The following is a 26,689-nucleotide window of genomic DNA, read 5'->3' as shown; positions in this document are numbered from 1 at the left end:
TGTCATCTGATTAAACCATTAAGCTCACAAAAGGCTTGACTTTAATCTTGATAAAGCGCCACGCAGCCTGAAAATAGCTTTAGTATGAAGCTGCGAAATACGCGCTTCGGATAATTTTAATATTAGGCTGATTTCTTTTAATGTCAGGCCGTTATAATAATACAAACTGACAACTAAACGTTCTTTTTCCGGCAATTTATCTATACTTTTAGCCAGCATAAACCGTACTTCCTCTTCCTCTAGCTGCTGGGAAGGATTGGGGATATGCTGGGAAGCTGTCTCTGTTCTGGCAAACTCTTCCAACGGAATAAGTGTGCTGATATTCAAATGATTGATGAGCGTATAAAGTTCACTAAGGGAAATCTTCATTGCCGCCGCAATTTCTTCATCGTGGGCGGAACGACCGAGCCCATGCTCCAGTTTCGCCACAGTTTGTTCATATTGCCTGGCTTTTTGCCGGATTGTCGCCGGTATCCAGTCCTGGGCCCGGAGAGAATCCAAAATGGCCCCCCGGACACGTACCACGGCATACGTCTCGAATTTAACCCCACGGTCAGGATCAAAACGCTCAATCGATTCCATAAGTCCGAAAAAACCGTTGCTAATTAGATCATCCTTATCTACATGCTGGGGTAAACTGACTGCAACCCGCCCCGCCACCAGTTTAACCAGCGGCAGATAATTTTCAATCAGCTTTTCTCTGCTCTCCGGATTCCGGTTAGTATGATAGTCCCGCCAAAGCTTGAGTATGCTGGCAGCCTTCTGTTCAGCGTCATTACCTGGCATTAGCGCTTACCTCTCCATCCTACTTTTGCGTTAGTGTAATATTTTCCAGCTGTTCAGGATTCAGGGGCTTAAATTCAGGCGCCGGTATCTTGTCCCCATGCTCATCAGGACTTACTACATCAAGGTGCTTGCCTTTCGTTCCTGTTTCATTGAGTTTATCCCGGAAATAACGCTCGGCAAATTGAACCGAACTATATCCTAATACGGCAAAAAGGACTAAAGAAACTAATGTCCGGTATAAAATAACCACTGGCGTAACACCACTCATAGCACCAACCAATATGGTTAACATACCGGTAATCAGCGCCATATATAAGCCAATCCGTATATTTAGCGGCATAAGTCCTTCCTCCAAAACTATAATTGTTTCTCACCTTTGTCAATTGTTTTAACCCGAAAGACACCGTTGTCTAATCTTAATTCGACAGTGCGTCCATAGTTTCCTCCAGTATCTTCGGCTATAACCCTGATTTCCAGCTTTTTAAGCACGGCCCGAACTGCATCGGCATTGCGCTCGCCGACTCTCATGATATCAGTGGTATTAGTAAAGGTAAACATTTGGGAACCGCCGGCAATTTTGGCGGTAATACGTGATTTGAGACCGCCCAGTTTAATAATCTCATTAAGCATTACCGGCAACGCCGTGTCGGCAAATTTTGCCAGGTTATCGGCCGAGCGGGCTTGCGTGCTGTCAGGCAGCATAATATGTGCCAAACCACCAACCTTGGCGGTAGGATCAAATAAAGCAATACCCACACAGGACCCTAAGCCATAGCTGATTAAACTGTCAGGGTTCCGCCCGACCTTATAATCAGCCATGCCAACTTTTATCAGTTCAGCCATTATTCCTTCACCCCGATTGCCGTCAAAATTGTATTGAGGGAGCCTGGGTCAGGAATAAGGAAAAAGTGACCTTTCACACCATCATTATCGGTAGTGAACTCAGTCTCGATGACTAACGCATGGTCGCCCATTTGTCCCAGCTGAATCAAAATGACGCTTAAGATGGCGCCAGCCATATCAATAGCTAAGGCCGGAATCGAAGGCAGTAAGGTCAGCTTGGTAAAATAGGACAAAGCGTTCAGATAGGCGCCTGCCAAAATATTGCCAATCTCCATTAAAGCCGATTCATCCATGGAGTTAAGAAGCTGAGTCTCCCCCTGATTGCGTCCCATCAGCATGTCAACCAGGTAAAAAGCACTTTCGCGGGGAAGGAGAAATAAAATACTTCCGGGCGCCGGACCAAAAACCCTAAGATAAACACCGGCAACCATTGCATCAGGACCGCCCACAACCTCAGGCACTTCACCCAAAGGTAAAATTGACACCTCAGGCACTGTCATATCAATTTTTTGATTAATGAGCTGAGATAAGGCTGTTGCTGCATTGCCGGCGCCGACATTACCAATCTCCCGCAGTGCATCTAACTGCAATGGTGAAAGTTTCAGTATATCTTCAGACAATCTCTCCACCCCTTTAACATCAGTAACTAAATATTAACCAGCCTTAACTTCCTGGCCAATGCCGATAATTGCCTCAACATTTAACAATATTAACAGCCGGTCTTCCATTTTGCCGACCCCGGTTAAATAGTCGGCAGCAATGCCGCCTACTACTGTTTGCGGCGGTTCAATGCTCATTTGATCAATCGTCGTTACTTCTGATACGGCATCGACAATCATGCCAATGATGATATCCTCAACCTTTACAATAATAATGCGGGTATCATCGGTGTAGTCCATAGGCGGCAGATTTAACCTCTTCTTGAGGTCAATAACCGGCAATACACTGCCGCGCAAATTAATTACGCCTTTTATATACTCAGGTGAATGGGGCACCCGGGTTATGTCGGTCATCCGCTTAATTTCCTGGACTTGCAGAATGCTGACGCCGTACTCTTCGCGCCCCAGTTTAAATACAACCAGCTGTACCTCATTGCCGGAATATGTTACTTCAGACATCTTTTTTCCCTCCCGCTATTGCTTTAAAGCACCGACATCCAGGATAAGTGCTACCTGACCATTGCCTAAAATCGTAGCACCGGCAATCACTTTAATGCCAGCCAGCAATTTCCCCATCGATTTGATGACTATTTCCTGCTGGCCGATCAGTGTATCCACAATAATGCCGGCACGATTCTCGCCCATATGGACGATTACAACAAATAATTCATCCTGATTATGAACACAGGTGTCAGGCGAGTTAAGCACTTTAGACAGCCGCACGATCGGAATAATCTGCCCTCTGAGCAGGATAACCTCCTGACTCTGAATCGTTTTTATGTTCTCCGGCGTAATGTTAATCGTGCTGTCAATGGAACCAAGGGGAATCGCATAAATTTCATCACACACTTTAACCAATAACGCCTGAATAATGGCCAGAGTCAATGGCAAACGAATCTTAAACTTACTGCCTTCATTAATTTTGGTCTCAACATCCACCATACCGCCCAGCGATTCAATCTTGGTTTTAACGGCATCCATCCCGACACCCCGTCCCGAAACATCGGTAACGGCGTCAGCGGTGGAGAACCCCGGTAAGAACACCAGCCGGATTGCCTCCGACTGTTCCATTTTATCGGCTTCAGCCTGAGTAATAAGATTCTTTTCCAGCGCTTTCTGTTTAATAATATCAGCATTAATGCCTTTGCCGTCATCCTCGACCATAATAATAACATTATTGCCTTCATGCCGGGCAATCAGCCTGATTTCACCGATAGGGTTTTTGCCTTTAGCCTGTCTTTCCGCAGGCTGCTCAATGCCATGATCAATGGAGTTGCGTAACAGATGGACCAAAGGATCGCCGATTTCATCAATAACGGTACGGTCAAGTTCAGTTTCTTCACCTTGAATGATGAGATTAACTTCTTTGTTCAGTTCACGCGACAAATCCCGGACCATCCGGGGAAAACGGTTGAAAACCTGGCCAACCGGAACCATCCTGACCTTCATTACTACCGCTTGCAGGTCGGTGGTCACCCTATCCATTTGTTCAATAGTCTCAACCAACTCAGCCAGACGGTGGGTTATGCCAATTTGCTCCAGCCTGGTTTTATTTATAACCAGCTCACCTACAAGATTGAGCAAACTATCCAGCTTATCAATATCCACCCGGACAGACTGGCCGCTTTTGAGTTTTTTATCAGCCACATTACTATTGGCATCATTAACTGCCGGCTTTTCTCCCCGGTCTTTAAGCGGCTGCTTATCATTTTTGTTTGTTAGCGTGCGTTCCGGCTGGGCAACAGCATGCGGTGCCATTTCCTGGTTAGCCGCAATGACCGATGAAGCAACGCAAACCTTTTCAACCTCTGAAATACTGGTTACTGCCTGCTCGATTCTTTCAGAATCCACCCCGGTTACAATAACAACCTGAAAACTGTAATCAAAGTTCTCTCTTTCCAAATCCTCAACCGCCGGAATGCTTTTGATGACTTCCCCCAGCTCCTCTAAAGCATTCATGACCATATAAGCCCGGGCAGATTTAAGCAGGCAGCCTTCCCGCAGTTCTATCTGAACATCATAGCACTCCATGCCCTGTTGCTTGGCCGCTTTAACAACATGTATTTCGGTAGCATCAAATTTAATAGGCTCTGCTGATACAGCCTCTGCTTCTGACAAGCCGGTCATAGACGGGGCTGCCTGTTTATTGGGAGCTGCGGAAAAATCACCTCTGGCGATGGCGGCCAGCTTAGCGGTAAGTGGTTTGATTTCAATTGGTTTATCTGAGTTTGAAGCGACATTCTCGACCAACTGTTCCAGTGTGTCTACGCATTTGAACAGAGTATCAGTAACATCGTCATTGGCCGGTACTGTTCCTTTGCGCAGCAAATCAAGAACATTCTCCATCTCATGTGTAAGTTCGGCAATCGTTGTAAAGCCCATCGTGGCCGACATACCTTTTATGGTATGGGCACTTCTAAAGATTTCGTCAAGCACCGCCAAGCTTCCCGGATCGTTTTCGAGATCAAGCAAGCAATTATTTAGTGTCTGCAGGTGCTCACGCGACTCTTCTAAAAACATACCCATATATTGACTGATGTCCATCTATTACACCCCCGTATTTCATTATGTAAAAATTACTTGGTTAAAGCTTTAAGAATTTCAGCGGTTACACCAGTGATAGGCGTTATTTTGTCAACTACGCCCATTTCAATCGCCGACTTCGGCATGCCAAATACAACTGCCGTTGATTGATCTTCAGCAATAGTCTGACCGTTCTGACGCTTGATCGCCTGGATGCCTTTAGCGCCGTCATGCCCCATACCGGTCAAAATAACACCAATTGCCTTGCTGCCAAAAATACGGGCCACTGATTCCATCAGCGGGTCTACTGCCGGCCGGTGCCCGCCAAGCGGGGGGTTTTGATTGAGTTTAACAACAGCCTTCCCCCCTTCTCGTTCTACCAGCATATGATAATCGCCCGGTGCAATCAACACCAGTCCCGGACGAATCATATCATTTTGCTCGGCCTCTTTAACAGTAACAGCCGACAATGAATTCAGGCGTTCAGCCAATGACCGGGTAAAGCCCGGCGGCATATGCTGAACAATAACAACGCCGCAGGGAATATTGCCGGGCAGTTTGGTGATCACTTCCTGTAAAGCCCGCGGTCCGCCTGTGGATGTGCCAATCGCAACAATGTGTTCATCACCGGCTCCGCCGGTAGTCAGGGGAACCTTAGAGAACACACCGGCCGTCAGCAGCGGCAGTTTTGTGAGTCGAGCCATATTAACCTTCACCGCTGCCCGGCATTTGCTCAATATCTCAGCCCTGATGCCTGTGATATTGGAAATGGGGCCGGCAGTTTTGGCTACAAACTCGACCGCACCTAACTCCAGGGCCTGCAGGGTAGCTTCAGCACCGGTTTTAGTCAGACTGCTAATCATAACCACCGGTGTCGGACACTCTTTCATAACAGACTGTAATGCCGTAATGCCGTCCATAACCGGCATCTCGACATCCATGGTAATTAAGTCAGGTTTAAGGCGCTTGACTTTCTCAAGCGCATCTTTACCGTTGCGGGCAGTATCGACAACGATGAAATCCGGTTCGCCGGCAAATAAATCACTCAACAGCTTGCGCATAAATACTGAATCGTCAACAACCAGTACCTTTATCAATAAACCTCACCACCTACCTAAAGTCACTCTAAGCCTTTGCGGCGTTGCTCAAGCTGCTTCTTAAAGATAAATTTAATAATATTGCCCCGGTCTTTTTCATTAATTTCCAGGAATTTGATCCCTATCCAGAATATTGTCCGGTCAGGCTGCGGCTGCTGGATTCTCATCACCTTGCTTCTTAGCAAAACCGGCCCGGCGCCGGGGAAATCGACATTTACCATTAATTCAGTACCAATAGGCCAAAGATGACTGGTAGCTATTTGCAGGCCGCCGCCGCTAATATCTTTGGTAACGGCACTGACTTTTGTGTCTGCGATTTCTTCACCCTCAACCAGCTCGGTAATCTGTACAGGTAAAGCCGCATCAACCCTGACAAAGGCTCTTTGCTGTATCTTTTTAATATTGTAGGGAACAGCAATAACCCACACAGGCAGAGGCTGTATTTGTCTGGCAAGAAGTGAACTGGTAAATTCAAAAGCGGCAAAATTCGCCACCACGCGGCCAAAAAACACTTCACCGCGCGGCAGCATAACTGGCATACTTTTAGTCATTGGCATCGCAATCACCAGATGATCTTCAGTAATATCCTCTATTCGGCTGCGATATTGCTCGACAAGCCCGCTGCGGCCGGGTATGAAAACTTCAATACGCTGATTAATTTTAAAAAGCTCTTCAGTTTTAATACTAATTGGAACCTCCTCCTCACTTTTGAGGAACTACCCTATAAATTCTAAAAATTTACGGAAAAATCCTTTCATGCCCCGCGGGCGTTGAGGGGCTTCACCAGAAACAGAAAGCAGGCGCTGGGCAATATTGGCAATACACCGGGATGAGATGGAATCTGGAAAGGTAAGCAACAGCGGCACTTGGTTTTTAACAGCTTTAACCATATTGCGGTCCTCATACACATAGCCGAGGTTATTGACCGATACCTGCAGAAATCTCTGCGATACGCGCATTAATTTATCAACAACCATCTGACCTTCATCAAGATCCAGAATACGATTAACAACTAACCGCAGCGGTGCAATGCCCTGCTGCGCCCCGTAGGCTTTCATCATCGCATAGGCATCGGTAATTGCCGTTGGCTCCGGGGTCGTAATGATAATAACCTCATCGGCAGCGATGACAAAATTTAAGACATTCCGGCTAAGGCCGGCGCCGGTGTCAATCAGGACGATATCGGCCCAATTGTCAAATAAAGATATTTGTGACACAATATGCTGTAAATGAATATCACTCATATTAGCTAAATGGTACATCCCTGAGCCGCCGGCCATAAATTTTATGCCCCGTGGCCCTTCTGTGACAACATCAGTAAGACTGAGTCCGTCTTCCAATAAATTGAGAACATTATAAGAAGAAGAGCATCCCAGGACAACCTCCACATTAGCCATCCCAAAATCAGCATCAATCACCAGGACCTTTTGCCCAAACGCCGCTAAAGCCAGGGCTAAATTTACGGTAAAGTTGGTTTTGCCCACACCACCTTTGCCGCTGGTAACTGTAATTACCCGGCTCTTCGGTCCTTGCTTGATAATAGGACTTTTCGGGATCGAAGAGTTTTGTGTCATTTGACGTAATCTTTCGGCTTGATCACTCATTTTAATCCCTCAAAATCATATTTGCTAATTTAGTAGAACTAGCCAGCTCAATATCATCAGGAACACTCTGTCCGGTAGTCATATAAGATACTGTGGTGGGGAAATGGTACAACAAATTAAGGATTGTACCAATATTACTGGCTTCATCGACTTTGGTAAATAAAAACTTCTGCGGGGAGCAAACGGAAAACTTATTTACTATCTCTAATGCATCTTTATACTTAGTGGAGGTGCTGATCACAAGGTGTGTCTCAATATACGGATCAACGGCTAACAAGGCTTGCAGCTCGGCCAGCTGATAGTGATTGCTGGGACTGCGGCCGGCGGTATCAATTAAAACAAGATTCTTGTCGCTGTGCCGGTAGAGGGCGGCTTTAAGCTCATCCGGTGAATAGACAATGTCGATCGGAATACCGATAATATCACCATAAATTTTCAGTTGCTCAACGGCGGCAATACGGTAAGTGTCGGCTGTGATTAACGCGACCTTATACCCTTCCTTTAAGGCAAAATTTGCCGCCAGCTTTGCAACTGTCGTCGTTTTGCCAACACCGGTCGGACCAATCAAAGCCACTGTTTTGCAGCCTGTCGACGAGACTTTAATACCATCTGTTTTTTGCAGGCAATTGATAATTCGATCAATTAACAGTTTACGGACAATATCCTGCTCACTGCCGGCAATCGATTGATCATCAGGTAAACCTTTTACCAGATTGGCAGCAATAAGCGGTTCAATATCATTTTTTATTAATAAGTCCAGCAATGGCGATGAGCTGTTCCCTGTTCTTGGTAACTGGCATAACATTTGTTCCATCATCTTTCTCAGCGTGGACATTTCCAGCTGCAAAGCAGTTACCTGCGTGTCATCGGCAGCCGGCGGCGCAGCGATCGGGATTCTTTTTCCCGGAACAGGGGCTGCTGCCGGCGAATCTAATGCCGCCATTACTTCTACCATTTCTTTACCGAAAAAACCCAGAATTCCACCTTTCCGAAAACGGCGGGTATGCAGAATCACCGCATCCCTGCCCAGGTCCTGCTTGACTTGAACCATGGCTTCCGCCATATTGTGTGCTGTAAATAATTTAACCTTCAAACTACAACCTCACCATCCCCAGCGCCTGCACCTCGATTTTCGCATTTAATTCGGCATAGGATAAAATCGTTAGATTGGGTGCCACACGTTCTGTTAATTTCCGCAAATATAATCTAGCCCCCGGACTTGTAAGTACCACCGGTTGATAGCCCATATTGGTAAGCTTCGGCAGTTCATTCGTAAGGGCCGTAATGAGGGCTTGCGTTGTTTGTGGTTCCAGGGCCACATAGGAGCCCTGCTCGGTACGCTGCACAGAGTTAATGATCATATTTTCCAGCTGGGGATCGACCGTCAGGCAGGTTAACACATTATTGTTTACATATTGCTTGGATATTTGCCGGGCCAGGCCATGCCGGACATATTCAGTCAGCATCTCTGTGTCTTTCGATAATTGCGCATAATCGGCCAGGGTTTCAAAAATCGTTACCAAATCCCGGATAGAAACTTTCTCGCGTAATAAGTTGGCAAGTACTTTTTGAATCTCGCCCAGGGATAAGAGATTTGGCGTCAATTCTTCAACAACAGCCGTATTGTTTTGTTTCACTGATTCAATTAATGTTTGTACTTCCTGGCGGCCCAAAATTTCGGCTGCATAGGATTTGATAATTTCAGTAAGATGTGTTGCCAGTACGGAAACCGGATCAACGACAGTATAACCGGCCAGTTCCGCCTGCTCGCGGTAGGCTTCCTGAATCCAGAGGGCCGGTAAGCCAAAAGCAGGTTCAACAGTTTCAATGCCCGGGACCGGCTCAAAAGCTGCCCCTGAATCCATCGCCAGGAAATGATCAAGCATTAACTCCCCCCTGGCAATCTCAATCCCTTTTAATTTTATCACATAGATATTCGGTTTGAGCTGAATATTGTCACGTATGCGAATAGTTGGCACAATCAGGCCCAGCTCCAAAGCACACTGGCGGCGAATCATGACTACCCGGTCCAGCAAATCACCGCCTTGACTGACATCCACTAACGGAATCAGGCTATAGCCAATTTCCAGCTCCATCGGGTCAACCTGCAGCAAAGAAATAATGTTTTCCGGTTTTCTTACTTCCTCTTTTTCTTTCGCTTCCTGCTGGGATATTTCCTTTTGCACTTCAGTCTGCTGGGTCCTGATAAGGGCATAGCCAATGCTGCCGGTAATAAGACTCAGCGCAAAGAACGGAATTCCCGGCAGGCCGGGAATAATGCCCAATAATCCCAAAACACCGGCGGCGATAAAAAACACCCGGGGATTATTGATAATTTGCCTGGTCAGGTCCTTACCCAGATTAGCCTCCGAAGCGGCCCGGGTTACAACAATGCCGGTGGCAGTGGATATTAACAGGGCCGGGATCTGGTTAACCAGGCCCTCACCAACGGTTAATAAAGTATAGGTCTGCAGTGCATGCAAAACATCCATATCCCGCTGGACCATGCCAATAATGAACCCACCGACAATATTAATGATAATAATAATAATGGCGGCAATGGCATCCCCTTTAACAAATTTGCTGGCCCCGTCCATGGCCCCGTAAAAATCCGCTTCCCGCTGAATATTTTTACGGCGGTCGCGGGCCTCCTTGTCACTGATAAGTCCGGCGTTAAGGTCCGCGTCTATACTCATTTGTTTGCCGGGCATGGCATCAAGGGTAAACCGGGCCGCAACCTCGGCGACCCGCTCAGCGCCCTTAGTGATAACAATAAACTGAATGATAATCAAAATTACGAAGACGATAAAACCGACGACTGGGTTGCCACCCACTACAAAGTTACCAAAAGCGGCAATCACCTCGCCGGCATGACCATCCAGCAAAATAAGACGGGTTGAAGATACATTAAGTGCCAGCCGGAACAGGGTTGTAATTAACAGGAGTGAGGGAAATACGGAAAACTCCAGTGGCTCTACATTGTAGATAGCCACCATGACAATGATTAAGGCTAAGGTGATATTCAGTGTTAAAAGCAGGTCAAGCAGCAGTGTCGGCAGGGGAATAATCATCATGACCACAATGGTAATGATAGCTACCGATACCATAATATCACTGTATTTTTCCAGACCCGCAAACAGCGTGGATTGTTGAGCAGCCATTATCAATCGCTCCTTATATTAGGAAAGGCGTTTTTTTAACCGATATACATAAGCTAACACTTCAGCAACTGCCTGATATAACTCCGGCGGGATTACATTACCAACTTCGACAACAGGATAAAGCGCCCGGGCTAATGGTTTGTTTTCCACTACGGCAACTTTATTGTCCCGCGCTATCTGCTTAATGCGTTCAGCCAGAAAATCCTGACCTTTGGCAACAACTACCGGGGCCGCCATGTTTTTATCATACTTTAAGGCAATAGCCAAGTGGGTGGGATTAGTGACCACAACGTCGGCCTTAGGTATTTCCTGCATCATTCGCCGCATCGCTATCGCCCGTTGTTTTTCTTTGATTTTGCCTTTAATTTGGGGATTTCCCTCAGTTTGCTTGAATTCCTCTTTGATTTCCTGCTTTGACATTTTCAGGTTTTGGTTATGCTCCCACCATTGATAAAAATAATCAAAAGCTGCTAATATCAACATAACGCCAATGATCTGAAAGGCTAAGTTAATGATCAGTGATCCGGCAAGTTTAAGAGAGTCAATTAACTCCATATTAATCAATTTCGGGATATCTGCTGTCTGGAGAACAGCAAACCGGTAAATAAAATAACCGATGATGGCCACCTTGAAGAGGGCTTTCAGCAGTTCTACCAGCGACCGCTTAGAAAACAGGCGCTTTAAACCGGATAACGGATTAATTTTACTGAAGTTGGGCATTAAAACCTCAGTTGAGAAAATGAAACCGACCTGCATATAGTTAACAGCGATTGATATGATTAAAATGACTAAGAGGATCGGTACAACCGTTTTTAGAAAAACAAGGCTAAGACCCAGAAATAATATATGAACAGAATTAATCGTAAAATCTGTTGATGTCAAACTAGAAAAAATCCCGGTCATGCAGCCGGCTAACTCGGCATAAATACCGGTTCCCAGCAAATTCATCGCATAGAAAGCAGCCATCATGACAAACACCGCGCTCATATCGCTGCTTTTCGCTACCTGCCCCTTCTTTTTAGACTCTTCTTTCCGCTTCGGGGTAGCTTCCTCAGTTTTTTCGCCATTAAACAACTGTAAATCAAAAGTGGCCAGTTTATACCGGGGCGGGCTAAGCTGGCGCAAAGACAGCCAGGAGGCGGTAAATATCACGGAAAGTGCCATTAAAAACGACCTCCAGAAAGCCAATATAAAAGGGTAATGCCAAAGATAGTACAAAAATGCCGACAATAATTTTGCCCGGCACACCAACAACGAAAATATTCATTTGCGGCATAGTACGGGCGAGAATTCCCAGGGCAACATCGGTCAGCAGCAACGATACCAGCACAGGTAAACTGATTTTAAGAGCGATGATAAAAGCCCCGGCCACCATGTCGACGGCAATATCAGCCAATTCCGGCCGGAAAACCCCAAAACTCACCGGTATCAGCCGGAAACTTTGAAATAAGGCAGCCAGAAAAAGATGATGTCCATTCGTCGCTAAGAATACCAGCAAAGCTAAAATATACTTGAAATTGCCAATAAGGGGTACCTGTTGTCCAAACTGAGGGTCTATAACATTAACCATCCCAAATCCAATCTGAGTATCTAACAGCGCGCCGGCCATTTGTATGCCGTAGAAAATAAAAGAACAGGCAAACCCCAGCATTAAGCCAATCAGAAACTCACCAGTAACCAACCCCACATAGAGCAAAAAAGCCTCGGGAGCAGTAAACTCCGGTCGAATTAACAATGGCAGTAAAATATAAGCGATCACTAACGCCAACCCTGCTTTGGCTATAAGCGGCACATTGCGGGCGCCAAATATTGGCGCTGAGGAAAATATGCCGCTAATACGGGCGAAAATCAGGAGAAACAGCCCTAGCCGGTCTTGCAATAATCCAAACAAATCCAAATGTTTTCGACCACCTATCTATAGGATTCCGGCCTCCTTTGTAGCTAACGTATTATATTGGGAATACTTAAAAATACCTCCCGCGCATACCCGACTACCAAGCTAAGCATCCACGGTCCAAAAACCAAAATGGCAACAAAAACAGCAATGATTTTAGGAATAAAGGCCAGTGACTGTTCCTGGATTTGGGTCGTCGCCTGAAAAACACTGACCAGAATACCAACTAGCAGACCTAGACCCAGCATGGGGGCTGCAACCAGCATAACCATAGATAACGCATCGCGCCCAATCTGGATGGCCATATCGCCCGACATAAGCGCCCCCTCCTTCAGCTAAAACTGGTAACCAGTGACCGGACAATTAAATGCCAGCCATCGACCAGTATGAACAATAAAACTTTAAACGGCAGTGATATCATAACCGGCGGCACCATCATCATGCCCATGGCCATCAGGGTGCTGGCCACAACCATATCAATGACAATAAAAGGAATATAGATTAAAAAGCCAATTTGAAAGGCAGTCTTAAGTTCACTAATAATAAAAGCCGGAATGACGACTGAGGTCGGAACATCCTCCGGTGAATTAGGCCGCGGCATTTCTGATAAATTAACAAATAAGGCCAGATCATTCTCGCGGGTTTGTTTAAACATAAATTCCCGCATCGGCTTAATTGCCTCATCCAGAGCGGTTTCCTGATCAATCGTGCCGGCCAGCATAGGCTGCAAGGCACTTGTGTTTACCTGCGCAAAATAGGGTGACATGGTAAAAAAAGTTAAGAATAAGGCGAGGCCAACCAGGACTTGATTCGGCGGCATTTGCTGCGTGCCCATGGCGCTGCGTAAAAAAGACAAAACAACAATGATTCTGGTGAAGGAGGTCATCATGACCAGGATAGAAGGTGCAAGGGCCAGCACTGTTAATGTCAGCAGAATCTGCAGGCTGAGAGCCGTCTCCTGGGGAGTAGTCGCTTGTTCCACCCCAAACGTAAAATTGGGAATAGGAATCAAGGGTGCTGCCACGGCTATTGCCGGTAAAAAAACGGGGTACACAATAGCCAGCAGGCAAATATACTTGCTCCAGACCTTAAAATAGTTACTATAATTTGACACTCTATTTACCTCTTCCTCTAACGTTCTCATGCTCCTTCTCGTTTATTTCCTGAGTGTCTAAACCAAAAACAGCGGGAAATTTCTTATTTATTTGTTTAAGGGCCAGCAGCTGGCGCTGAAAAACATCTGCGAACTGCTCAGACGGTACAGCGAGGGCTGCCCGGGCTTTAAGCTGTTCAATATCCTCCGGGTCAGTAATCTCCCGGAGCAGGGAAATACTCTGTTCAGTAACGCCTAATACCATAAACTTACCTGCTGTCTCCACCACATAAACAGCACGATTGGGGCCTAAAACAAGGGTCGAATGAATTGTCCCCTGGTTGTTGAACCCGGCAGATCCATTCATTTTTTGCCCTAAGAAACGGGATGTGAAATAGGCGAGGCCAAGCACTAAGAGAAAAGTCAGCAATAGGGAAAAAACATAACCACTGGCGGTAAACCAAGAAGATGCTGGCGGCGGCGGCTCCTGATACTTAAGATACTCAGACGGTTCTCCAGCGGCCAGCCCATAATTCGCACAAAATATTACAATGCCGCAAATGATAAGGATACACCTGATGTAACGCCGATATGTACACATTAAAAAACTGCTAACCAACTGCCTTGCGTACAGCTTCAAGAACACGGTCAGGCTGGAATGGTTTCACGATAAAGTCACGCGCCCCGGATTGAATGGCTTCAATCACCATGGCCTGTTGCCCCATCGCGCTGCACATAATAACCTTTGCTGCCGGGTCAACCTTTTTAATCTCTTTTACGGCTGTGATTCCATCCATTTCGGGCATCGTTATGTCCATAGTAGTCAAATCAGGTTTAAGTTCCTGATATTTCTCCACGGCTTTAAGCCCGTTCTCGGCTTCCCCTACTATATCGTAACCGTTTTTCGATAAGATGTCTTTAATCATCATCCTCATAAATGCAGCATCATCCACAATTAAAACTCTAATCGCCATGTTCACTTACCTCTCCTATCTCAAATAAATTCAGGGTTGTTATTGAAGATTATGCGCCCGCTCTATCGGACTGACAATATCGGTGATCCGGACGCCAAAGTTTTCATCAATAACGACAACTTCGCCTTTGGCAATTAGTTTACCATTAACCAGAATATCCACAGGCTCACCGGCAAGTTTGTCAAGCTCGACAACCGAACCTGGCGTCAATTCCAGGATGTCGCGGATCAGTTTGCGGGTTCGTCCCAGTTCAACAGTAATCTGCAGTGGTACATCCATAATAAGATTAATATTCGTGTCAGTACCAGACATCCCGGCCGGTTTCAAAGGGGCAAACTGGACCGGCTGCACAGCAACATTCTGAACAGGCTGCGGTTGGGGCGGCGGGGCCGGCTGAGCGTAAGCCGGCGCCGCCGGTGTGGGAGCTGCAGGTTGGGGCGGCGCTGCCGGCGGTGGCGGCGGGGTCGCGGCGGCCTGCACAGCACTCATCAGATTTTCCACCATTTCCTTGGCAACATTAAGCGGCATGATCTGCATAAGCTCACTGTCGATCAGATCCTCCACTTCCATCCGGAATGACACCCGCACCAGCGCTTCATCACCGGAAATAATGCTAGTAACATTGGGGTCTAAGGCAAAATCCAGCAAATTAACCTTGGGTGGCGCTATATCGACTTTCTTTTTAAAGATAGTGGATATGGAGGTTGCCGTTGAGCCCATCATTTGATTCATCGCTTCACTGACAGCACTCATATACAGTTCATTCAGCTCAGACGGCGGGTTAGAGCCGTCTCCACCCATCATTAAATCAGCAATGATCAGGGCATCCTGCTCACGCATGGCCAGGATATTAGTCCCTAACAGGCCATGGGTATAGCCAACCTCAATCACCAGATACGGCAGCGGATACTGACGTTTTATTTCATTAAGATTCGAAATGGATACCTTGGGCGTAGTAATTGACACCCGTCTGCCTAACAGCACCGACAGCGTGGTTGCGGCAGTGCCCATGGATATATTGCCAATCTCACCTAACGCGTCTTTTTCAATATCTGACAAGTCAGACCCAGCCGGAGATGGCGAGGCTGCGACTGGTTCGCCTCGTAGCAATGCGTCTATTTCTTCCTGGGACAGAAATCCGTCACTCATCATTATCATCTCCTTGGGAAATTACTTGCGTAATTTGCACCGCATTTTTATGACCAACGATCCCGGGCTTGCATTTGAACTTCTCCCGGTTGCCAATAATTACACTTAGTTCGTTCTCTGCTTTTGTTTCCAGCTGCAGCACATCGCCAACACCTAAATCCAATAATTCGTGAACAGTAACCGTAGCCCGCCCCAGTTCAACAATCGCCGGGATCAGGGTTTTTTCCAGCTTCCGCTGCAAAACACTGATCGATTCCGGCGACGCCTGCCTGGCGGCCGAGGCAGAGACCCAAAAGCTGGTAGTCAGCTTAGACATGATTGGTTCCAGCACCAGATAGGGGATGCAGATATTCATTAACCCTTCGGCCTGACCGATTTTGGCCTGAAGAGTGATGAGCACCACCATATCATTAGGCGGCACAATCTGAGTAAACTGGGGATTAGTCTCCAGCGCCTCCATCCGGGGTTCAACGGCAACTACCTGTTTCCAGGCTTCCTGCATACTCTCCATCGCCTTATTAATTACCCGTCGGATAATCGCTTCTTCAATATCTGTCAAAGATCGCGACTTGGCCGGCGGCAGGCCTGGTCCGCCAAACAATCTGTCGATAATGGCCAGCACGATATTGGGATTTATCTCTAAAATTGCATTTCCCTTAAGCGGACGCATCTGAAAGATACTGATCACGCTGGGATTCGGCATGGAACGGATAAATTCTTCATATGTCAGCTGGTCTACAGAAGCAACATCAATGTGAATCAGTGTCCGCAGATGGGCCGAAAGATAGGTATTAATCAGCCGGGCAAAGTTTTCATGCAACATATAGATCGTGCGTATTTGATCCTTAGAGAACTTATCCGGGCGCTTAAAATCGTAAGTTTTAATTTTACGCTGCTTTTGCTCGGTTTTTATTTCCTCTGCCGTTACAACACCGGTAGACAAAGCTGACAGTAATTCATCAATCTCGGCTTGCGATAAAACATCTGGCCCTGCCAATCGCTTCCCTCCTTTCGCATCAAAAAGGAATATAGTTTACCTGATAGGCATTTTTATTATACTAAAATTATTGTTATGAATCTACTGCAAAACAAAATTGGTTATATAGATATCATAAACGCGGTCTTCACCAAGGGTCTTGTTAATTTCATTTTTCAACATCTCTTTTAACTGATCTTGTTTAAGCGGATCGAAATCTTCAATTTTTTGCGTTCTTAGGACATAAACAGCCGTATCCAATATCCTAATCTCTTCCGGAGAAGGCAATTTCCCTTCCTGGGAAGCCGCATTCTTATCAGGTCTTAACTCGACAATCAGCCCAATTTTAAGGTAGCGGCCACTATTGACCCCGCCAATATTAAGAATCAGGCCTTCTTTGGCATCGCCGAGTTTGATAAACTGTCCAGGCTCACGCTGAGTAATTTTGTCTGTTGTTTTGTCGGCCACAACTCTGGTAGCAATCAAGTACGAAATACCACCGGCTAAAATTAAGCCAACCACAATGAGTATGATAATAACCATCATCGACATTTTTTTTGGTTTTTCCTCTTCAGCCACTGGCACACCTCCATTACAGCGTATTTATTAATCGCAGCAGGGTATTCATCTTTAAATCGACCTTGCCCTGACTAGCGCGTGTTTCTGAATAAGGAGCGGCGATACTCCATTACCTTACGGACAATTTCATCCATTGACTCTTCCACAATCAGCTTTTTGCCGCTGGTCAGGGTTATCATTGTATCCGGGGTTTCTTCAATCGTTTCAATCAGTTCGGCATTGACCACAAAATCACAGCCCTGAGATTTTAATTTGGTTACCTTTATCACACCTGTCCCCCCCTAACTACTAATTATCAGGAAAAAACAGGCAGCAGAGGGGAGGTGCTCCCCCCCGCTGCCTTACATTACTTTAACGCTTGAGGTTGGCTAATTCCTGCAGCATTTCATCAGAGGTAGTAATAATCTTGGAATTGGCCTGGAAACCACGCTGGGTAACAATCATCTCACTGAACTCCTGGGCCAGGTCAACATTAGACATCTCTAATGATCCGGGGGTAAATTTGCCCCGGCCGCCGGTTTCACTGGAGCCAATCTGGGGCTCGCCGGAGTTGTTGGACTGGGAAAACATACTGTCGCCCACTTTATTGAGGCCGGCGGGATTATTAAATACCGCCAGCGCCACCTGGGCGAGCGTCTGGGTCTCACCATTGGTAAAGTTGCCGATAATAACGCCGGTCTGATCAACCGTCACCGACGTCAGGGTGCCCGCGGCATACCCGTCCCGGCCGGTGGCCTTGGCTGTCGATTCTTCCGCGCCATACTGGGTCAGGGCGGAAAAATCGGGGGTTATCGTGAAAGCCCCGGCCCCGGCATAGGGTCCGCCGGCAGGATCAATGGTCATTGTGTTGACGGTGCTTGTCTGATCATAGGTGCCGTCGGCCTTAAATGTGATCGTGGAGGGTGTAGTCGTAACATTGGCGACAATTACCCCGGAATCATTAACAACGGTGCCGTTAGGGGTAAAGCTCCAGGTATTCTCACCGGTCTTCATAAAAGTACCTTTTACACTGTAGGGATTTCCCTGTACGTCATATACCGTAATTGATGTTGGCACTGACGAAGAAGTGCCATATGCGTCTAAAACAGCCTGTGCGGCCTCAGTCGCGGCAGTGGCCGCAGCGGCGGCAGTAGCGGCAGCGGCGGTGGCGGCAGTGGCGACAGTAGTGGCGTTAATGTCAGCGGTACTCGCTTCACTTGCCGCAAGGTTAGCCGCTGTGATTATAGATGCGTTGGCAGTCCCGGCAGCATCAGCCACCTCATCTGCCGTTGCGTCGCCTGCGACCAGCGCATCTGTTGCAGCTTTTAGTGCATCGGCATCATCTTTTGCCATTGTTGCCAAACTTAATGTTGCCGGCGACGCCGCCGTTACTGCGGCCTGGGCAGCGCTGACAGCGGTGGTTACGGCCGCAACAACTGCTGCTTCGCTTCCTGTCCCTGCAGCTAAAGCATCGGCCGCCTCTTTCGCAGCCGTCATAGCGGTTTTAGCCACATCGATAGCGGTTTTGGCCGCATCAGCAATGGTTTTTTCATTATCAGCAGCAGTTTTAGCGGCATCAGCGGCAACTTTATTATTATCGGCGATAACTTTAGCAGCATCAGCAGCCACTTTGGCCGCATCGGCAGCCGCCTGCTCAGCCGGTGTGCCAATCGCTTTGGCACCAGCCATCAAGTTGTTTGTATAGATGATCTTGCTGGAGACCTGGGCGGGCATGGAAGCACCCACCGGGATCTGGATGGCGGCGGCATCCTGCTTGCTGTCAATGACCCCGCTGGCATCGGCTTTCCAGCCCATGACCTTATAGCCGCTGCCGGGTACGATAAAATTGCCGGCCGTGTCAAAATCAAAGGCGCCGGCCCGGGTATATACCTGGTTCTGGCCGTCACTCAACACGAAAAACCCCTGACCGGAAATGGACAAGTCGGTCTGCTTGCCGGTCGGCTGCGGGCTGCCGTCGGTAAAGATAGTATCAATACTGGCCAGGCTCATGCCCATCCCAATCTGCATCGGGTTGGTGCCGCCCTTATTGGCGGTGGCCGACGAAGCCCCCTTGATCGTCTGGCTTAACATATCCTGAAATGTTACCCGGCTGGCTTTAAAACCGACGGTATTAACGTTGGCAATATTGTTGCCGATTACATCCATACGGGTCTGATGGTTTTTCAGACCGGATACCCCGGCAAATAACGAACGCATCATAGTAAACATAACCTCCCAAATAGTAATATGGCCAAGGCTGCTTCAATCAGTCGGCAGCCGGCGGGCTTCCTTAAGAGGTCCAGCCCTCAAATAATTACGGCACTGTCAATATTGGTAAATACGTTGTCCTTAATGCTGGCGCCGTCAATCGCGGTAATCACCGTTTTGTTCTTGACACTGACAACAAACGCCAGATTATCACTCATGAGAATCAAAGACTCTTTCGCGCCTTTTTGCGCTGCTTTATCCACCGCCTGGCTGAGCTTGCTAAGCTGACTGCCGTCAAGCTGTATCTTGCGGCTGTGCAAACGCTGCAGAGCATGCTGGGAGAATTTCACACCGGCGATTTCCTGTTCCAGAATCTGGTTGAAACTAGGGCCGGCAGTTATTTTGTTTTGGGTTTTTCCACCGGGTGATGCGACGGTGTTACTGGGTGAAGCTGCGGGATTGAGCGGCTGATAAGGGTTATAAATTCGGTTGTCGGCCATTATTCGGCGGCACTTTTAGGTACTTGCACAGAGACTACCTGACTCAGGTCCAGAGCCATATCGCCGATAATCAGCTTAGGCTGCCCTTCAATCAACCGCACAGACTGAACGATCCCCGTCCACTCCTCCGCATTGCCGTCAAGCCAGTTTACCTGCATGCCGATTAACCCGCTGGCCTGCGACATAGCCATTGAGGAATTCATATTTTGCATCTGCTCCAGGCTGGAAAACTGGGCCATCTGGGCGATGAACTCCTTATCCTCCATGGGGTTCATCGGGTCCTGATACCTAAGCTGCACGGTCAGCAGCTTCAGAAAATCATTTTTGCCAAGATCGTCGTTTTTCTTGCGGGTAGCATCGGCACTGTTGGTTGTGGTTTTGCTGCCAACACCATATACATCCATGTAAGAAACCTCCTTTAAATACGGTAATCAACACCGGCCAGGCCACCGGTGCCATTCATTTTTCCGGCTTCCGTCTCCGCCACAATCGCCTCGACAAACTCGCCGGCATTTTTTTTGTTAGTAAGCTTAGCAAATTGCTGGCGCGAATTGCGCTCCTGGTCATGATTGGGCAAAAACTGGCTTAAGCCGGCATAAACACCCACGTTTTCCACTTTAAGGCCGTTATTGACCAGCTCCTGTTTAAGCTGGGGCAGGGATGCCTCAATAATGCTGCGCACTTCGGGGTTGTTGGAATGGAAACTGGCATTAATCGCCCCGTTCTCGACAACTACTTTCAGGGTAAGCTCACCCAGATGCTCCGGTTTCAGTTTTATGACCATGGCTGTATTTTGCAGCTTGGCAACAACCCGGGATTGCTCAACAATCTGGTCGACAACCTGATACATATCTGTCGCCGGGCCGGTTGGCAGTTTACCATCAGCAACCTTGCCGGCCAGGGCATCATTTTTAGACAGCAAGGCGGTTTCCAGCCCCTGCAGGAAAATAGAGGGCGTGGCTTCCTTCAGATTGGCATTAGCATTTTTTGTGGCGAGCGCCTGTTCAAACAAAGCGGAATCGGTCAGGTCTTCTTGTTGTCCCTCACCGGCATTCTGCCGGGAACTTCTCGCCGGTGAAGCCGCTGCGGCAACGGGCAGCGCCGGTTGTTGCTCCGCGTCGGTAACTACCTCTGCAGCTGGTTGCTCTGTTGCCCTCACTGCCTCTTTACCGTGGACGGCGAATGCGGTCTGCAGCCCTGCGGTCTGTGCCCGGTCTGTCGCGGCCGCTGTTGCCGGTCCTGGGGCCGGTCCTGCAATATCCGGGTTAACCGGGAGCTGTGCCTGGCCGGACTGCGCGCCGGCCGGCCTGGAGTCCAGGCTCTGCTTGCTTAAGTTAACCCCCGCCCCCTCAGCTTCTGCGGCAGCGGCAGTCACCATTGCTTGCCTGGCCGGTTGTGCCGGCAATTCCGGAACCGACGGCTCTGCAGCCGTTTCCTGACCGACGCCGGCTGCACCGGCGGCGGCGTCTGCCGCTTCTGGCGCGAGCGCAGGCTCGGCACCGGCTGCAGGCAGCTGATAGGCGCCAACAGCGGCTAAGAGGATCTGGGAAAGCAGACCGGTATTGTCTACAGCCACCGCACTCTGGCCAAGCTGCGTCAGGTCAGCCTGCTCGCGGTCGGCCGGCTCCCCGGCAGGTTTTGCCGGCGTTTGGCTGTTAGCTGTATTGCCGGCTTTTTTAGCAGGGTTTGGTATGCCGCCAGGCAGCATAGAGTTGCCGGCCTGCTTAGCCTCATTGGCGGTTGCCTGATCCCGGGCCGCGGCCGGCGCTTTGTCTGATTTAGCGACCGACCCGCTAAGGGTATCACTAAAAGACTTTTGCTGACTGCCGGATCTGGCGGCAGTGTTTTTGCCTGATGCGGCCGGCGTTGCCGACGGCTGGACAGGCAGCATATTCTGCGCTGTATTCATTTTTTCACCTCCTTTCACAGCTTTTCTTTAGGTTAAAGGTTAGACAGCTGGGCCTTGCCTCTAAGCATGTCCTGCGTAAGACTGGCAGCGCGTTTAGAATCAAAGCGGGCCAGTATTTTGGCTACCTGATCTTCCTCCATTTTACTGAAAATCGCCAGGACAGTAGCATCATCAAGTTCCTGCATAATCGCAGTGGCTTCATCCGGTTTCATACTGCCATACAGCCGGGAGAGCCTGGCGATGCGCTTGTTTTCTTCCTGCTGCCTGAGCTTATCCTGCTTTTCCAGATCTTCCGGCGTAATCAGGTTGGGGTTAATGACCTGAGGCACCGGGAAAAGACTGGCCGGTTGCTGGCTCTGCTCAGGGTTAACCGGGACCTCCTCCTGCTGAACAGGTATATCCTCTTCCGCAAGCTCCACCGCTTCAAAATTGGTTTTTGGCAAATAATTGCCAATCACCGGGTATTGGTCCAGCTTCATATCCCTGGCCAGTTTTTCAACATCAATAAGCTTTAAGTAAACACCGGCAGCAAAAGCGAGTGTGACTAAAATTAACAAGGTTACGAGAATAACCAGCACTTTAAGCCCTAGGCCTGAACCAGCCGGCTGCGGTTGTTTCGGATCTACAACAGTTTTTTTTTGTTTTTCAGCCATAATTAGTCAAGGCTCCTCTACTTAGCCAGCGATAATACCCTGGTCACATAGTCGCGTGTCTCACTGTACGGAGGAACACCATTATAGTTCTTTACTGCCTGTGGTCCGGCATTGTAAGCAGCGACTGCCTTGGTAACATCACCGGCAAACATAGTCAGCATCTGTTTGAGATAGCGGACACCACCGTCAATATTCTCACGGGGGTCGTTAATATTACGAACCCCCAGCGAACGGGCCGTAGCCGGCATTAGCTGCATCACCCCGGTGGCACCGGCAGGGGAAACAGCCTCAGTGGCTAATCCTGATTCAGCCTCGGCTACAGCCATGGCCAATTTAGGATCAACACCATATTTAGCAGCGGCAAGCTGAATCATCCTGGCAACATCACCCTGATTTACACCCGGGCCAGCTGCCGGCCGGTCTTGCAGCTGGCCGGCAGCAGCGGTGGCCAGGGCGCCGGCAAAATCACCGGCGGCGCTGTTTTCCAGACCTGCCGGTAAAAAACGCCGCTCAAGCTCTATGATCCGCTGCCGCACCTGATTTACCCCTTGTATCACTGTATTCCCCTCCCCCGGTTACGCCCAAATGCCTGTGTTCCCAGCTCGTCGAGAATCTTTTGCTCGTCTTGCAGTAATTCTTCCTTATATCGGTCTAGGCATTTCTCGCGCAGGTTGCTCACCAGCTGCCGCTGCTGAATTGCCCGTTCCAGTACTGACAGGCATTCCTGCCGCCGGCTGGCTGCTTTCGCTACCTGTATTTGCTGATCACTGATCATCCTGTTAATTTTATCGGTATAATCACTAAATATCTTAAGAGTCTCGACCGGCAAGCTGCCGGTCGATTGTTGCTGGCTAAATAACGCAAGATTAGCCGCAAGATTATCGTGCAGCCCAGCTAACTGTGCCTGCTCCTGCTGCCAGGACTCCGTAGCCTCAGCCAGCCTGACCTGAGCCTGATCTTCTTGCATCTGCCTGAATTTCAGCAACGTCTCAAGACGGAAGCGGAATTTTTTCATGTCCGGCCACCTTAACGAATTTACGCAACAAGTTTCTTGAGTCGTTCAATGGTTTCCGCCACCGGTGTATTTTCATGCACATCCTGCTGGAGGAAACCTGTTATACCGGCAATAACCTCGATTGCTTTATCAATATTGGCATTGCTGCCGCGGGCATAGGCCCCAATGTTGATCAGATCCTCGGCCTCACGATAGGTGGCCAGCAGGCTTCGCAGCCGCTGGGCGCACTGCACATGCTCGCGCTCGGCAATCTCCAGCATAACCCGGCTGACACTGCTTAACACATCAATCGCGGGATAATGGTTTTGTGCCGCCAGGTTCCTGGATAAAACGATGTGTCCGTCTAAGATGCTGCGAACAGCATCGGCAATCGGTTCATTCATATCATCCCCGTCAACAAGCACTGTATAGATTCCGGTTATTGATCCCCGGTCCCCTGTCCCTGAGCGTTCCAGCAGTTTAGGCAACATGGCAAACACCGACGGTGTGTACCCCCTGGTAGCCGGCGGCTCACCCACTGTCAGACCGATTTCCCGCTGAGCCATAGCAAACCGGGTTACTGAATCCATCATCAGCATGACATCCATACCCTGATCCCGGAAATATTCAGCGATTGCCGTTGCGGTCATCGCCCCTTTGAGCCTGACCAGCGCCGGCTGATCAGAGGTAGCCACAACAACAACCGCCCGTTTTAACCCCTCTTCGCCTAAATCACGCTCAATAAACTCCCGCACTTCCCGGCCCCGTTCGCCAATAAGGGCAATGACACTAATATCCGCTTCTGTGTTGCGGGCGATCATCCCCAGCAAAGTGCTTTTGCCAACACCGCTGCCGGCCATTATACCTACCCGCTGCCCACGCCCCAGGGTTAAAACACTGTCAATCGAACGCACACCCACCGCCAGCTTGTCCATAATCCGCCGGCGGTTTAATGGCGGTGGCGGCATAGCGTGCAGCGGGTACTGGGTACTGCTAATCAGCGGTCCCTTACCGTCAATCGGATTACCGAGACCGTCAAGCACGCGGCCCAAAAGCTGCCGGCCAACATTGACCCTGAGCAGCCGGTGTGCAGATACTACTTCGCACCCAGGCCCAATCCCCTGCAGCTCACCGACAGGCATCAGGAGGACCCGGTTTTCTCTAAACCCCACAACCTCGGCCGGAATCGGCTCCCCCTGATTGCGCGGATGAATATAGCACAATTCTCCCAGGTTGGCATTAGGCCCCTGCGACTCAATAACCAAGCCTATAATTTGCGTAATCTTACCATTGAGTTTCATAGTATCAGCGTTATGTATAGCCGACAGATATCTGGCAGGATCAAACACGGTGCTCATGGCAGTGTTTCCTGAATGGCTTTAAATACCATTTCCAGTTTTGTATCCAGCTTCGCATCAACAGTGCCCTGAGCGGTATCAATAACACAGCCGCCGGCCGCGACTATCTGGTCGGCGCTGACGCTAACCGCATGTTCCCTGCCTACCATAAGCTGCAAATCATGTTTAGCCATTAATACCATCTCATAGTCGCCAGGGTTAACGCGGATAACAATGTGGTCCTGATCGCGGACCTTAGCCAGAGCCTCTTTTACTATCGGCAGTATCGTTGCCGGGTTTTCTGCAAGCTCCCGGGCGATTACTTTGCCGGCTACAGCCAGGGCAAGCTCAACAATTTGCCGCTCGGCATCAATAATCATATGCTGTGCTTCCTGCTCAGCCAGCTTTACAGTTCGGTCGGCTTTTTCCACGGCCTGTTGCAAGGTTTGCTGCATTTCCGCCAGCGCCGCCTGCTGCCCTTCCGCCAAACCGGCCTGGTAGCCCTGAGCATGACCTTCTTCCCGGGCCGCACAGGCCAGTTCCCGGGCCTGGGTCTGAGCATCAGCCAGACACCGGGCCGCTGCAGCCTGCGCCTGAGCGAGGATATTGTCAGCGGCGGCCTGCACCTCCTCCAGGCAGATTTCCGGGATTACAGGTTCCGGCTCCGCCTCCACCTCGCACACCGGTTCGGGTACCGGCGGCCGGTATTTGATAATTACCGGCGCCGTTCTTTCAAAGAATACACTTTTTAATATTCTAGACAATGATCTCGTCTCCTTTGCCACGGGAAACCACAATTTCACCCGATTCTTCAAGACGACGAATATTATTAACAATCTTTTGCTGAGCTTCCTCAACATCTCTTATGCGCACCGGCCCCATATACTCAATTTCTTCCCGGAGCATCTCCGCCGCCCGCTTGGAAATGTTTTTATAAATTTTATTGGCTACTTCGCCGGAGGTGGCTTTGAGAGCCAAGGCCAGGTCTTTGTTATCAATCTCCCGGAGTACAAGCTGAAGGGATCTGTCGTCAAGCAGCACAATATCTTCGAATACGAACATCCGTTTTTTGATTTCCTCGGCCAGCTCGGGATTCTGCACTTCCATATTCTCAATGATGGTACGTTCCGTAGTCCTGTCAACCCGGTTAAGAATCTCCACAATTGAATCCACACCACCGGCAGCGGTAAAGTCCTGCGTCACCAGCGACGACAGCTTGCGTTCCAGGATTCTTTCCACATCGCGGATAACATCCGGCGATGTACGGTCCATGGTCGCAATACGTCTGGCAACATCCACCTGCCGTTCCGGCGCGAGGGCCGACACAATCGCTGCTGATTGTTCAGGCTGAAGATAGGCCATAATTAAGGCAATGGTTTGCGGGTGTTCATTTTGGATGAAGTTAAGCAGCTGGCTGGGGTCTGTTTTGCGGGCAAAATCGAAAGGGCGTATCTGCAGGCTAGTGGTCAGCCGGTTTATGATTGATACCGCTTTTTCTGCGCCCAATGCCTTTTCCAGTACTTCACGGGCATAATCCAAACCACCATTGCTAATGTATTCCTTAGCTAAACACATCTGATGAAATTCAGTCAGCACTTTATCTTTTTGTTCCTGCGACAATTTGCGTTGATTGGCAATTTCCAGCGTTAATTTTTCGATCTCATCTTCACGCATGTGTTTTAATACCTGGGCTGAGATGTCAGGACCTAAAGCGATTAGTAAGATTGCTGCTTTTTGTTTGCCTGTCAATTCATTTGACTGGTACATGTCC

Annotated in this window: 31 protein-coding genes; all 31 read right to left on the bottom strand. The window is 48.8% G+C overall.

Going from position 1 to position 26,689, the window contains the following annotated elements:
* Positions 1-24 precede the first annotated feature (24 nt).
* Positions 25-786 carry a FliA/WhiG family RNA polymerase sigma factor gene (locus SPTER_RS09110; RefSeq protein WP_144350118.1) on the bottom strand — a complete coding sequence of 254 codons (762 nt, stop codon included), beginning with the start codon at positions 784-786 and terminating at the stop codon, positions 25-27.
* A 19-nt stretch (positions 787-805) separates the two neighbouring features.
* Positions 806-1,126: a hypothetical protein gene (locus tag SPTER_RS09105; RefSeq protein ID WP_144350117.1), complete on the bottom strand. Its 321-nt coding sequence runs from the start codon at positions 1,124-1,126 to the stop codon at positions 806-808.
* A 17-nt stretch (positions 1,127-1,143) separates the two neighbouring features.
* The gene (locus tag SPTER_RS09100; protein ID WP_144350116.1) at positions 1,144-1,629 is read right to left on the bottom strand and encodes a chemotaxis protein CheD; all 486 of its coding nucleotides are present in this window, start codon (positions 1,627-1,629) and stop codon (positions 1,144-1,146) included.
* Positions 1,629-2,249 carry a chemotaxis protein CheC gene (locus SPTER_RS09095; RefSeq protein ID WP_144350115.1) on the bottom strand — a complete coding sequence of 207 codons (621 nt, stop codon included), beginning with the start codon at positions 2,247-2,249 and terminating at the stop codon, positions 1,629-1,631. Before SPTER_RS09095 ends, SPTER_RS09100 begins: the two co-directional genes overlap by 1 nt.
* Positions 2,250-2,282: 33 nt before the next feature.
* Positions 2,283-2,747: a chemotaxis protein CheW gene (locus SPTER_RS09090; protein WP_144350114.1), complete on the bottom strand. Its 465-nt coding sequence runs from the start codon at positions 2,745-2,747 to the stop codon at positions 2,283-2,285.
* Between the two features lie 15 nt (positions 2,748-2,762).
* A complete protein-coding gene (locus SPTER_RS09085) occupies positions 2,763-4,832 on the bottom strand; it encodes a chemotaxis protein CheA (RefSeq protein ID WP_144350113.1) in 2,070 nt (689 codons plus the stop codon).
* Between the two features lie 32 nt (positions 4,833-4,864).
* Entirely contained in the window at positions 4,865-5,908 is a 1,044-nt protein-coding gene (locus SPTER_RS09080; protein WP_144350112.1) for a protein-glutamate methylesterase/protein-glutamine glutaminase, read from the bottom strand.
* Between the two features lie 23 nt (positions 5,909-5,931).
* Entirely contained in the window at positions 5,932-6,543 is a 612-nt protein-coding gene (locus tag SPTER_RS09075) for a flagellar brake protein (RefSeq protein WP_246105613.1), read from the bottom strand.
* Positions 6,544-6,624: 81 nt separating this feature from the next.
* Positions 6,625-7,512, bottom strand: a complete 888-nt coding sequence (locus SPTER_RS09070) for a MinD/ParA family protein (RefSeq protein WP_144350110.1) — start codon at positions 7,510-7,512, stop codon at positions 6,625-6,627.
* Position 7,513: 1 nt separating this feature from the next.
* Positions 7,514-8,605 carry a flagellar biosynthesis GTPase FlhF gene (flhF, locus tag SPTER_RS09065; RefSeq protein ID WP_144350109.1) on the bottom strand — a complete coding sequence of 364 codons (1,092 nt, stop codon included), beginning with the start codon at positions 8,603-8,605 and terminating at the stop codon, positions 7,514-7,516.
* 1 nt (position 8,606) lies between these two features.
* On the bottom strand, positions 8,607-10,673 hold the full coding sequence (flhA, locus tag SPTER_RS09060; RefSeq protein WP_144350108.1) for a flagellar biosynthesis protein FlhA: 2,067 nt from the start codon (positions 10,671-10,673) through the stop codon (positions 8,607-8,609).
* Between the two features lie 18 nt (positions 10,674-10,691).
* Positions 10,692-11,837, bottom strand: coding sequence for a flagellar biosynthesis protein FlhB (gene flhB / locus SPTER_RS09055; RefSeq protein ID WP_144350107.1), 1,146 nt, complete (start codon positions 11,835-11,837; stop codon positions 10,692-10,694).
* Positions 11,785-12,570 carry a flagellar biosynthetic protein FliR gene (fliR, locus tag SPTER_RS09050; RefSeq protein WP_144350106.1) on the bottom strand — a complete coding sequence of 262 codons (786 nt, stop codon included), beginning with the start codon at positions 12,568-12,570 and terminating at the stop codon, positions 11,785-11,787. The genes flhB and fliR overlap by 53 nt, the downstream gene beginning before the upstream one ends.
* A 44-nt stretch (positions 12,571-12,614) precedes the next feature.
* Entirely contained in the window at positions 12,615-12,884 is a 270-nt protein-coding gene (gene fliQ / locus SPTER_RS09045; protein ID WP_144350105.1) for a flagellar biosynthesis protein FliQ, read from the bottom strand.
* A 14-nt stretch (positions 12,885-12,898) separates the two neighbouring features.
* Complete coding sequence (gene fliP / locus SPTER_RS09040) at positions 12,899-13,639, bottom strand: flagellar type III secretion system pore protein FliP (RefSeq protein WP_246105612.1); 741 nt, start codon at positions 13,637-13,639, stop codon at positions 12,899-12,901.
* A 43-nt stretch (positions 13,640-13,682) separates the two neighbouring features.
* On the bottom strand, positions 13,683-14,261 hold the full coding sequence (locus SPTER_RS09035; RefSeq protein ID WP_144350103.1) for a FliO/MopB family protein: 579 nt from the start codon (positions 14,259-14,261) through the stop codon (positions 13,683-13,685).
* A 10-nt stretch (positions 14,262-14,271) separates the two neighbouring features.
* Entirely contained in the window at positions 14,272-14,634 is a 363-nt protein-coding gene (locus SPTER_RS09030; protein WP_144350102.1) for a response regulator, read from the bottom strand.
* A gap of 39 nt (positions 14,635-14,673) precedes the next feature.
* Entirely contained in the window at positions 14,674-15,783 is a 1,110-nt protein-coding gene (fliY, locus tag SPTER_RS09025; protein ID WP_144352827.1) for a flagellar motor switch phosphatase FliY, read from the bottom strand.
* Positions 15,776-16,780 (bottom strand): flagellar motor switch protein FliM, encoded by a 1,005-nt coding sequence (fliM, locus tag SPTER_RS09020; protein WP_144350101.1) that lies wholly within the window; start codon positions 16,778-16,780, stop codon positions 15,776-15,778. The genes fliY and fliM overlap by 8 nt, the downstream gene beginning before the upstream one ends.
* Positions 16,781-16,861: 81 nt before the next feature.
* Positions 16,862-17,338, bottom strand: a complete 477-nt coding sequence (locus SPTER_RS09015) for a flagellar basal body-associated FliL family protein (RefSeq protein WP_246105541.1) — start codon at positions 17,336-17,338, stop codon at positions 16,862-16,864.
* Positions 17,339-17,409: 71 nt separating this feature from the next.
* The gene (locus SPTER_RS09010; RefSeq protein ID WP_144350100.1) at positions 17,410-17,607 is read right to left on the bottom strand and encodes a flagellar FlbD family protein; all 198 of its coding nucleotides are present in this window, start codon (positions 17,605-17,607) and stop codon (positions 17,410-17,412) included.
* Between the two features lie 82 nt (positions 17,608-17,689).
* Positions 17,690-19,537, bottom strand: coding sequence for a flagellar hook protein FlgE (locus tag SPTER_RS09005; protein ID WP_144350099.1), 1,848 nt, complete (start codon positions 19,535-19,537; stop codon positions 17,690-17,692).
* A gap of 86 nt (positions 19,538-19,623) precedes the next feature.
* Positions 19,624-20,025, bottom strand: coding sequence for a TIGR02530 family flagellar biosynthesis protein (locus SPTER_RS09000; protein ID WP_144350098.1), 402 nt, complete (start codon positions 20,023-20,025; stop codon positions 19,624-19,626).
* Positions 20,025-20,429 (bottom strand): flagellar hook capping FlgD N-terminal domain-containing protein, encoded by a 405-nt coding sequence (locus SPTER_RS08995; RefSeq protein ID WP_144350097.1) that lies wholly within the window; start codon positions 20,427-20,429, stop codon positions 20,025-20,027. Before SPTER_RS08995 ends, SPTER_RS09000 begins: the two co-directional genes overlap by 1 nt.
* A 14-nt stretch (positions 20,430-20,443) precedes the next feature.
* Positions 20,444-21,934: a flagellar hook-length control protein FliK gene (locus tag SPTER_RS08990; RefSeq protein WP_144350096.1), complete on the bottom strand. Its 1,491-nt coding sequence runs from the start codon at positions 21,932-21,934 to the stop codon at positions 20,444-20,446.
* A 32-nt stretch (positions 21,935-21,966) separates the two neighbouring features.
* Positions 21,967-22,587: a MotE family protein gene (locus SPTER_RS08985; RefSeq protein ID WP_144350095.1), complete on the bottom strand. Its 621-nt coding sequence runs from the start codon at positions 22,585-22,587 to the stop codon at positions 21,967-21,969.
* A gap of 17 nt (positions 22,588-22,604) precedes the next feature.
* A complete protein-coding gene (locus SPTER_RS08980; RefSeq protein WP_144352825.1) occupies positions 22,605-23,141 on the bottom strand; it encodes a lytic transglycosylase domain-containing protein in 537 nt (178 codons plus the stop codon).
* Positions 23,141-23,602 (bottom strand): flagellar export protein FliJ, encoded by a 462-nt coding sequence (gene fliJ / locus SPTER_RS08975; protein ID WP_144350094.1) that lies wholly within the window; start codon positions 23,600-23,602, stop codon positions 23,141-23,143. The genes SPTER_RS08980 and fliJ overlap by 1 nt, the downstream gene beginning before the upstream one ends.
* A gap of 20 nt (positions 23,603-23,622) precedes the next feature.
* Positions 23,623-24,939, bottom strand: coding sequence for a flagellar protein export ATPase FliI (gene fliI / locus SPTER_RS08970; protein WP_144350093.1), 1,317 nt, complete (start codon positions 24,937-24,939; stop codon positions 23,623-23,625).
* Positions 24,936-25,682, bottom strand: a complete 747-nt coding sequence (locus SPTER_RS08965) for a FliH/SctL family protein (RefSeq protein WP_170233220.1) — start codon at positions 25,680-25,682, stop codon at positions 24,936-24,938. The genes fliI and SPTER_RS08965 overlap by 4 nt, the downstream gene beginning before the upstream one ends.
* Positions 25,675-26,685: a flagellar motor switch protein FliG gene (gene fliG, locus SPTER_RS08960; RefSeq protein ID WP_144350091.1), complete on the bottom strand. Its 1,011-nt coding sequence runs from the start codon at positions 26,683-26,685 to the stop codon at positions 25,675-25,677. Before fliG ends, SPTER_RS08965 begins: the two co-directional genes overlap by 8 nt.
* Between the last annotated feature and the right edge of the window lie 4 nt (positions 26,686-26,689).

The sequence above is a fragment of the Sporomusa termitida genome (genome assembly GCF_007641255.1).
Classification (GTDB): Bacteria; Bacillota; Negativicutes; order Sporomusales; family Sporomusaceae; genus Sporomusa; species Sporomusa termitida.
Note: the sequence above shows the minus strand (reverse complement) of the source record. Positions and strands in the feature narration are given on the sequence as shown.

What these genes read in the sequence shown, in the direction of transcription:
- SPTER_RS09110 (WP_144350118.1), bottom strand. Translation starts at nt 786, where the DNA reads ATGCCAGGTAATGACGCTGAACAGAAGGCTGCCAGCATACTCAAGCTT.
- SPTER_RS09105 (WP_144350117.1), bottom strand. Translation starts at nt 1,126, where the DNA reads ATGCCGCTAAATATACGGATTGGCTTATATATGGCGCTGATTACCGGT.
- SPTER_RS09100 (WP_144350116.1), bottom strand. Translation starts at nt 1,629, where the DNA reads ATGGCTGAACTGATAAAAGTTGGCATGGCTGATTATAAGGTCGGGCGG.
- SPTER_RS09090 (WP_144350114.1), bottom strand. Translation starts at nt 2,747, where the DNA reads ATGTCTGAAGTAACATATTCCGGCAATGAGGTACAGCTGGTTGTATTT.
- SPTER_RS09085 (WP_144350113.1), bottom strand. Translation starts at nt 4,832, where the DNA reads ATGGACATCAGTCAATATATGGGTATGTTTTTAGAAGAGTCGCGTGAG.
- SPTER_RS09070 (WP_144350110.1), bottom strand. Translation starts at nt 7,512, where the DNA reads ATGAGTGATCAAGCCGAAAGATTACGTCAAATGACACAAAACTCTTCG.
- flhA (WP_144350108.1), bottom strand. Translation starts at nt 10,673, where the DNA reads ATGGCTGCTCAACAATCCACGCTGTTTGCGGGTCTGGAAAAATACAGT.
- flhB (WP_144350107.1), bottom strand. Translation starts at nt 11,837, where the DNA reads ATGGCACTTTCCGTGATATTTACCGCCTCCTGGCTGTCTTTGCGCCAG.
- fliQ (WP_144350105.1), bottom strand. Translation starts at nt 12,884, where the DNA reads ATGTCGGGCGATATGGCCATCCAGATTGGGCGCGATGCGTTATCTATG.
- SPTER_RS09035 (WP_144350103.1), bottom strand. Translation starts at nt 14,261, where the DNA reads ATGTGTACATATCGGCGTTACATCAGGTGTATCCTTATCATTTGCGGC.
- SPTER_RS09030 (WP_144350102.1), bottom strand. Translation starts at nt 14,634, where the DNA reads ATGGCGATTAGAGTTTTAATTGTGGATGATGCTGCATTTATGAGGATG.
- fliY (WP_144352827.1), bottom strand. Translation starts at nt 15,783, where the DNA reads ATGAGTGACGGATTTCTGTCCCAGGAAGAAATAGACGCATTGCTACGA.
- SPTER_RS09005 (WP_144350099.1), bottom strand. Translation starts at nt 19,537, where the DNA reads ATGATGCGTTCGTTATTTGCCGGGGTATCCGGTCTGAAAAACCATCAG.
- SPTER_RS09000 (WP_144350098.1), bottom strand. Translation starts at nt 20,025, where the DNA reads ATGGCCGACAACCGAATTTATAACCCTTATCAGCCGCTCAATCCCGCA.
- SPTER_RS08995 (WP_144350097.1), bottom strand. Translation starts at nt 20,429, where the DNA reads ATGGATGTATATGGTGTTGGCAGCAAAACCACAACCAACAGTGCCGAT.
- SPTER_RS08990 (WP_144350096.1), bottom strand. Translation starts at nt 21,934, where the DNA reads ATGAATACAGCGCAGAATATGCTGCCTGTCCAGCCGTCGGCAACGCCG.
- SPTER_RS08985 (WP_144350095.1), bottom strand. Translation starts at nt 22,587, where the DNA reads ATGGCTGAAAAACAAAAAAAAACTGTTGTAGATCCGAAACAACCGCAG.
- fliJ (WP_144350094.1), bottom strand. Translation starts at nt 23,602, where the DNA reads ATGAAAAAATTCCGCTTCCGTCTTGAGACGTTGCTGAAATTCAGGCAG.
- fliI (WP_144350093.1), bottom strand. Translation starts at nt 24,939, where the DNA reads ATGAGCACCGTGTTTGATCCTGCCAGATATCTGTCGGCTATACATAAC.
- fliG (WP_144350091.1), bottom strand. Translation starts at nt 26,685, where the DNA reads ATGTACCAGTCAAATGAATTGACAGGCAAACAAAAAGCAGCAATCTTA.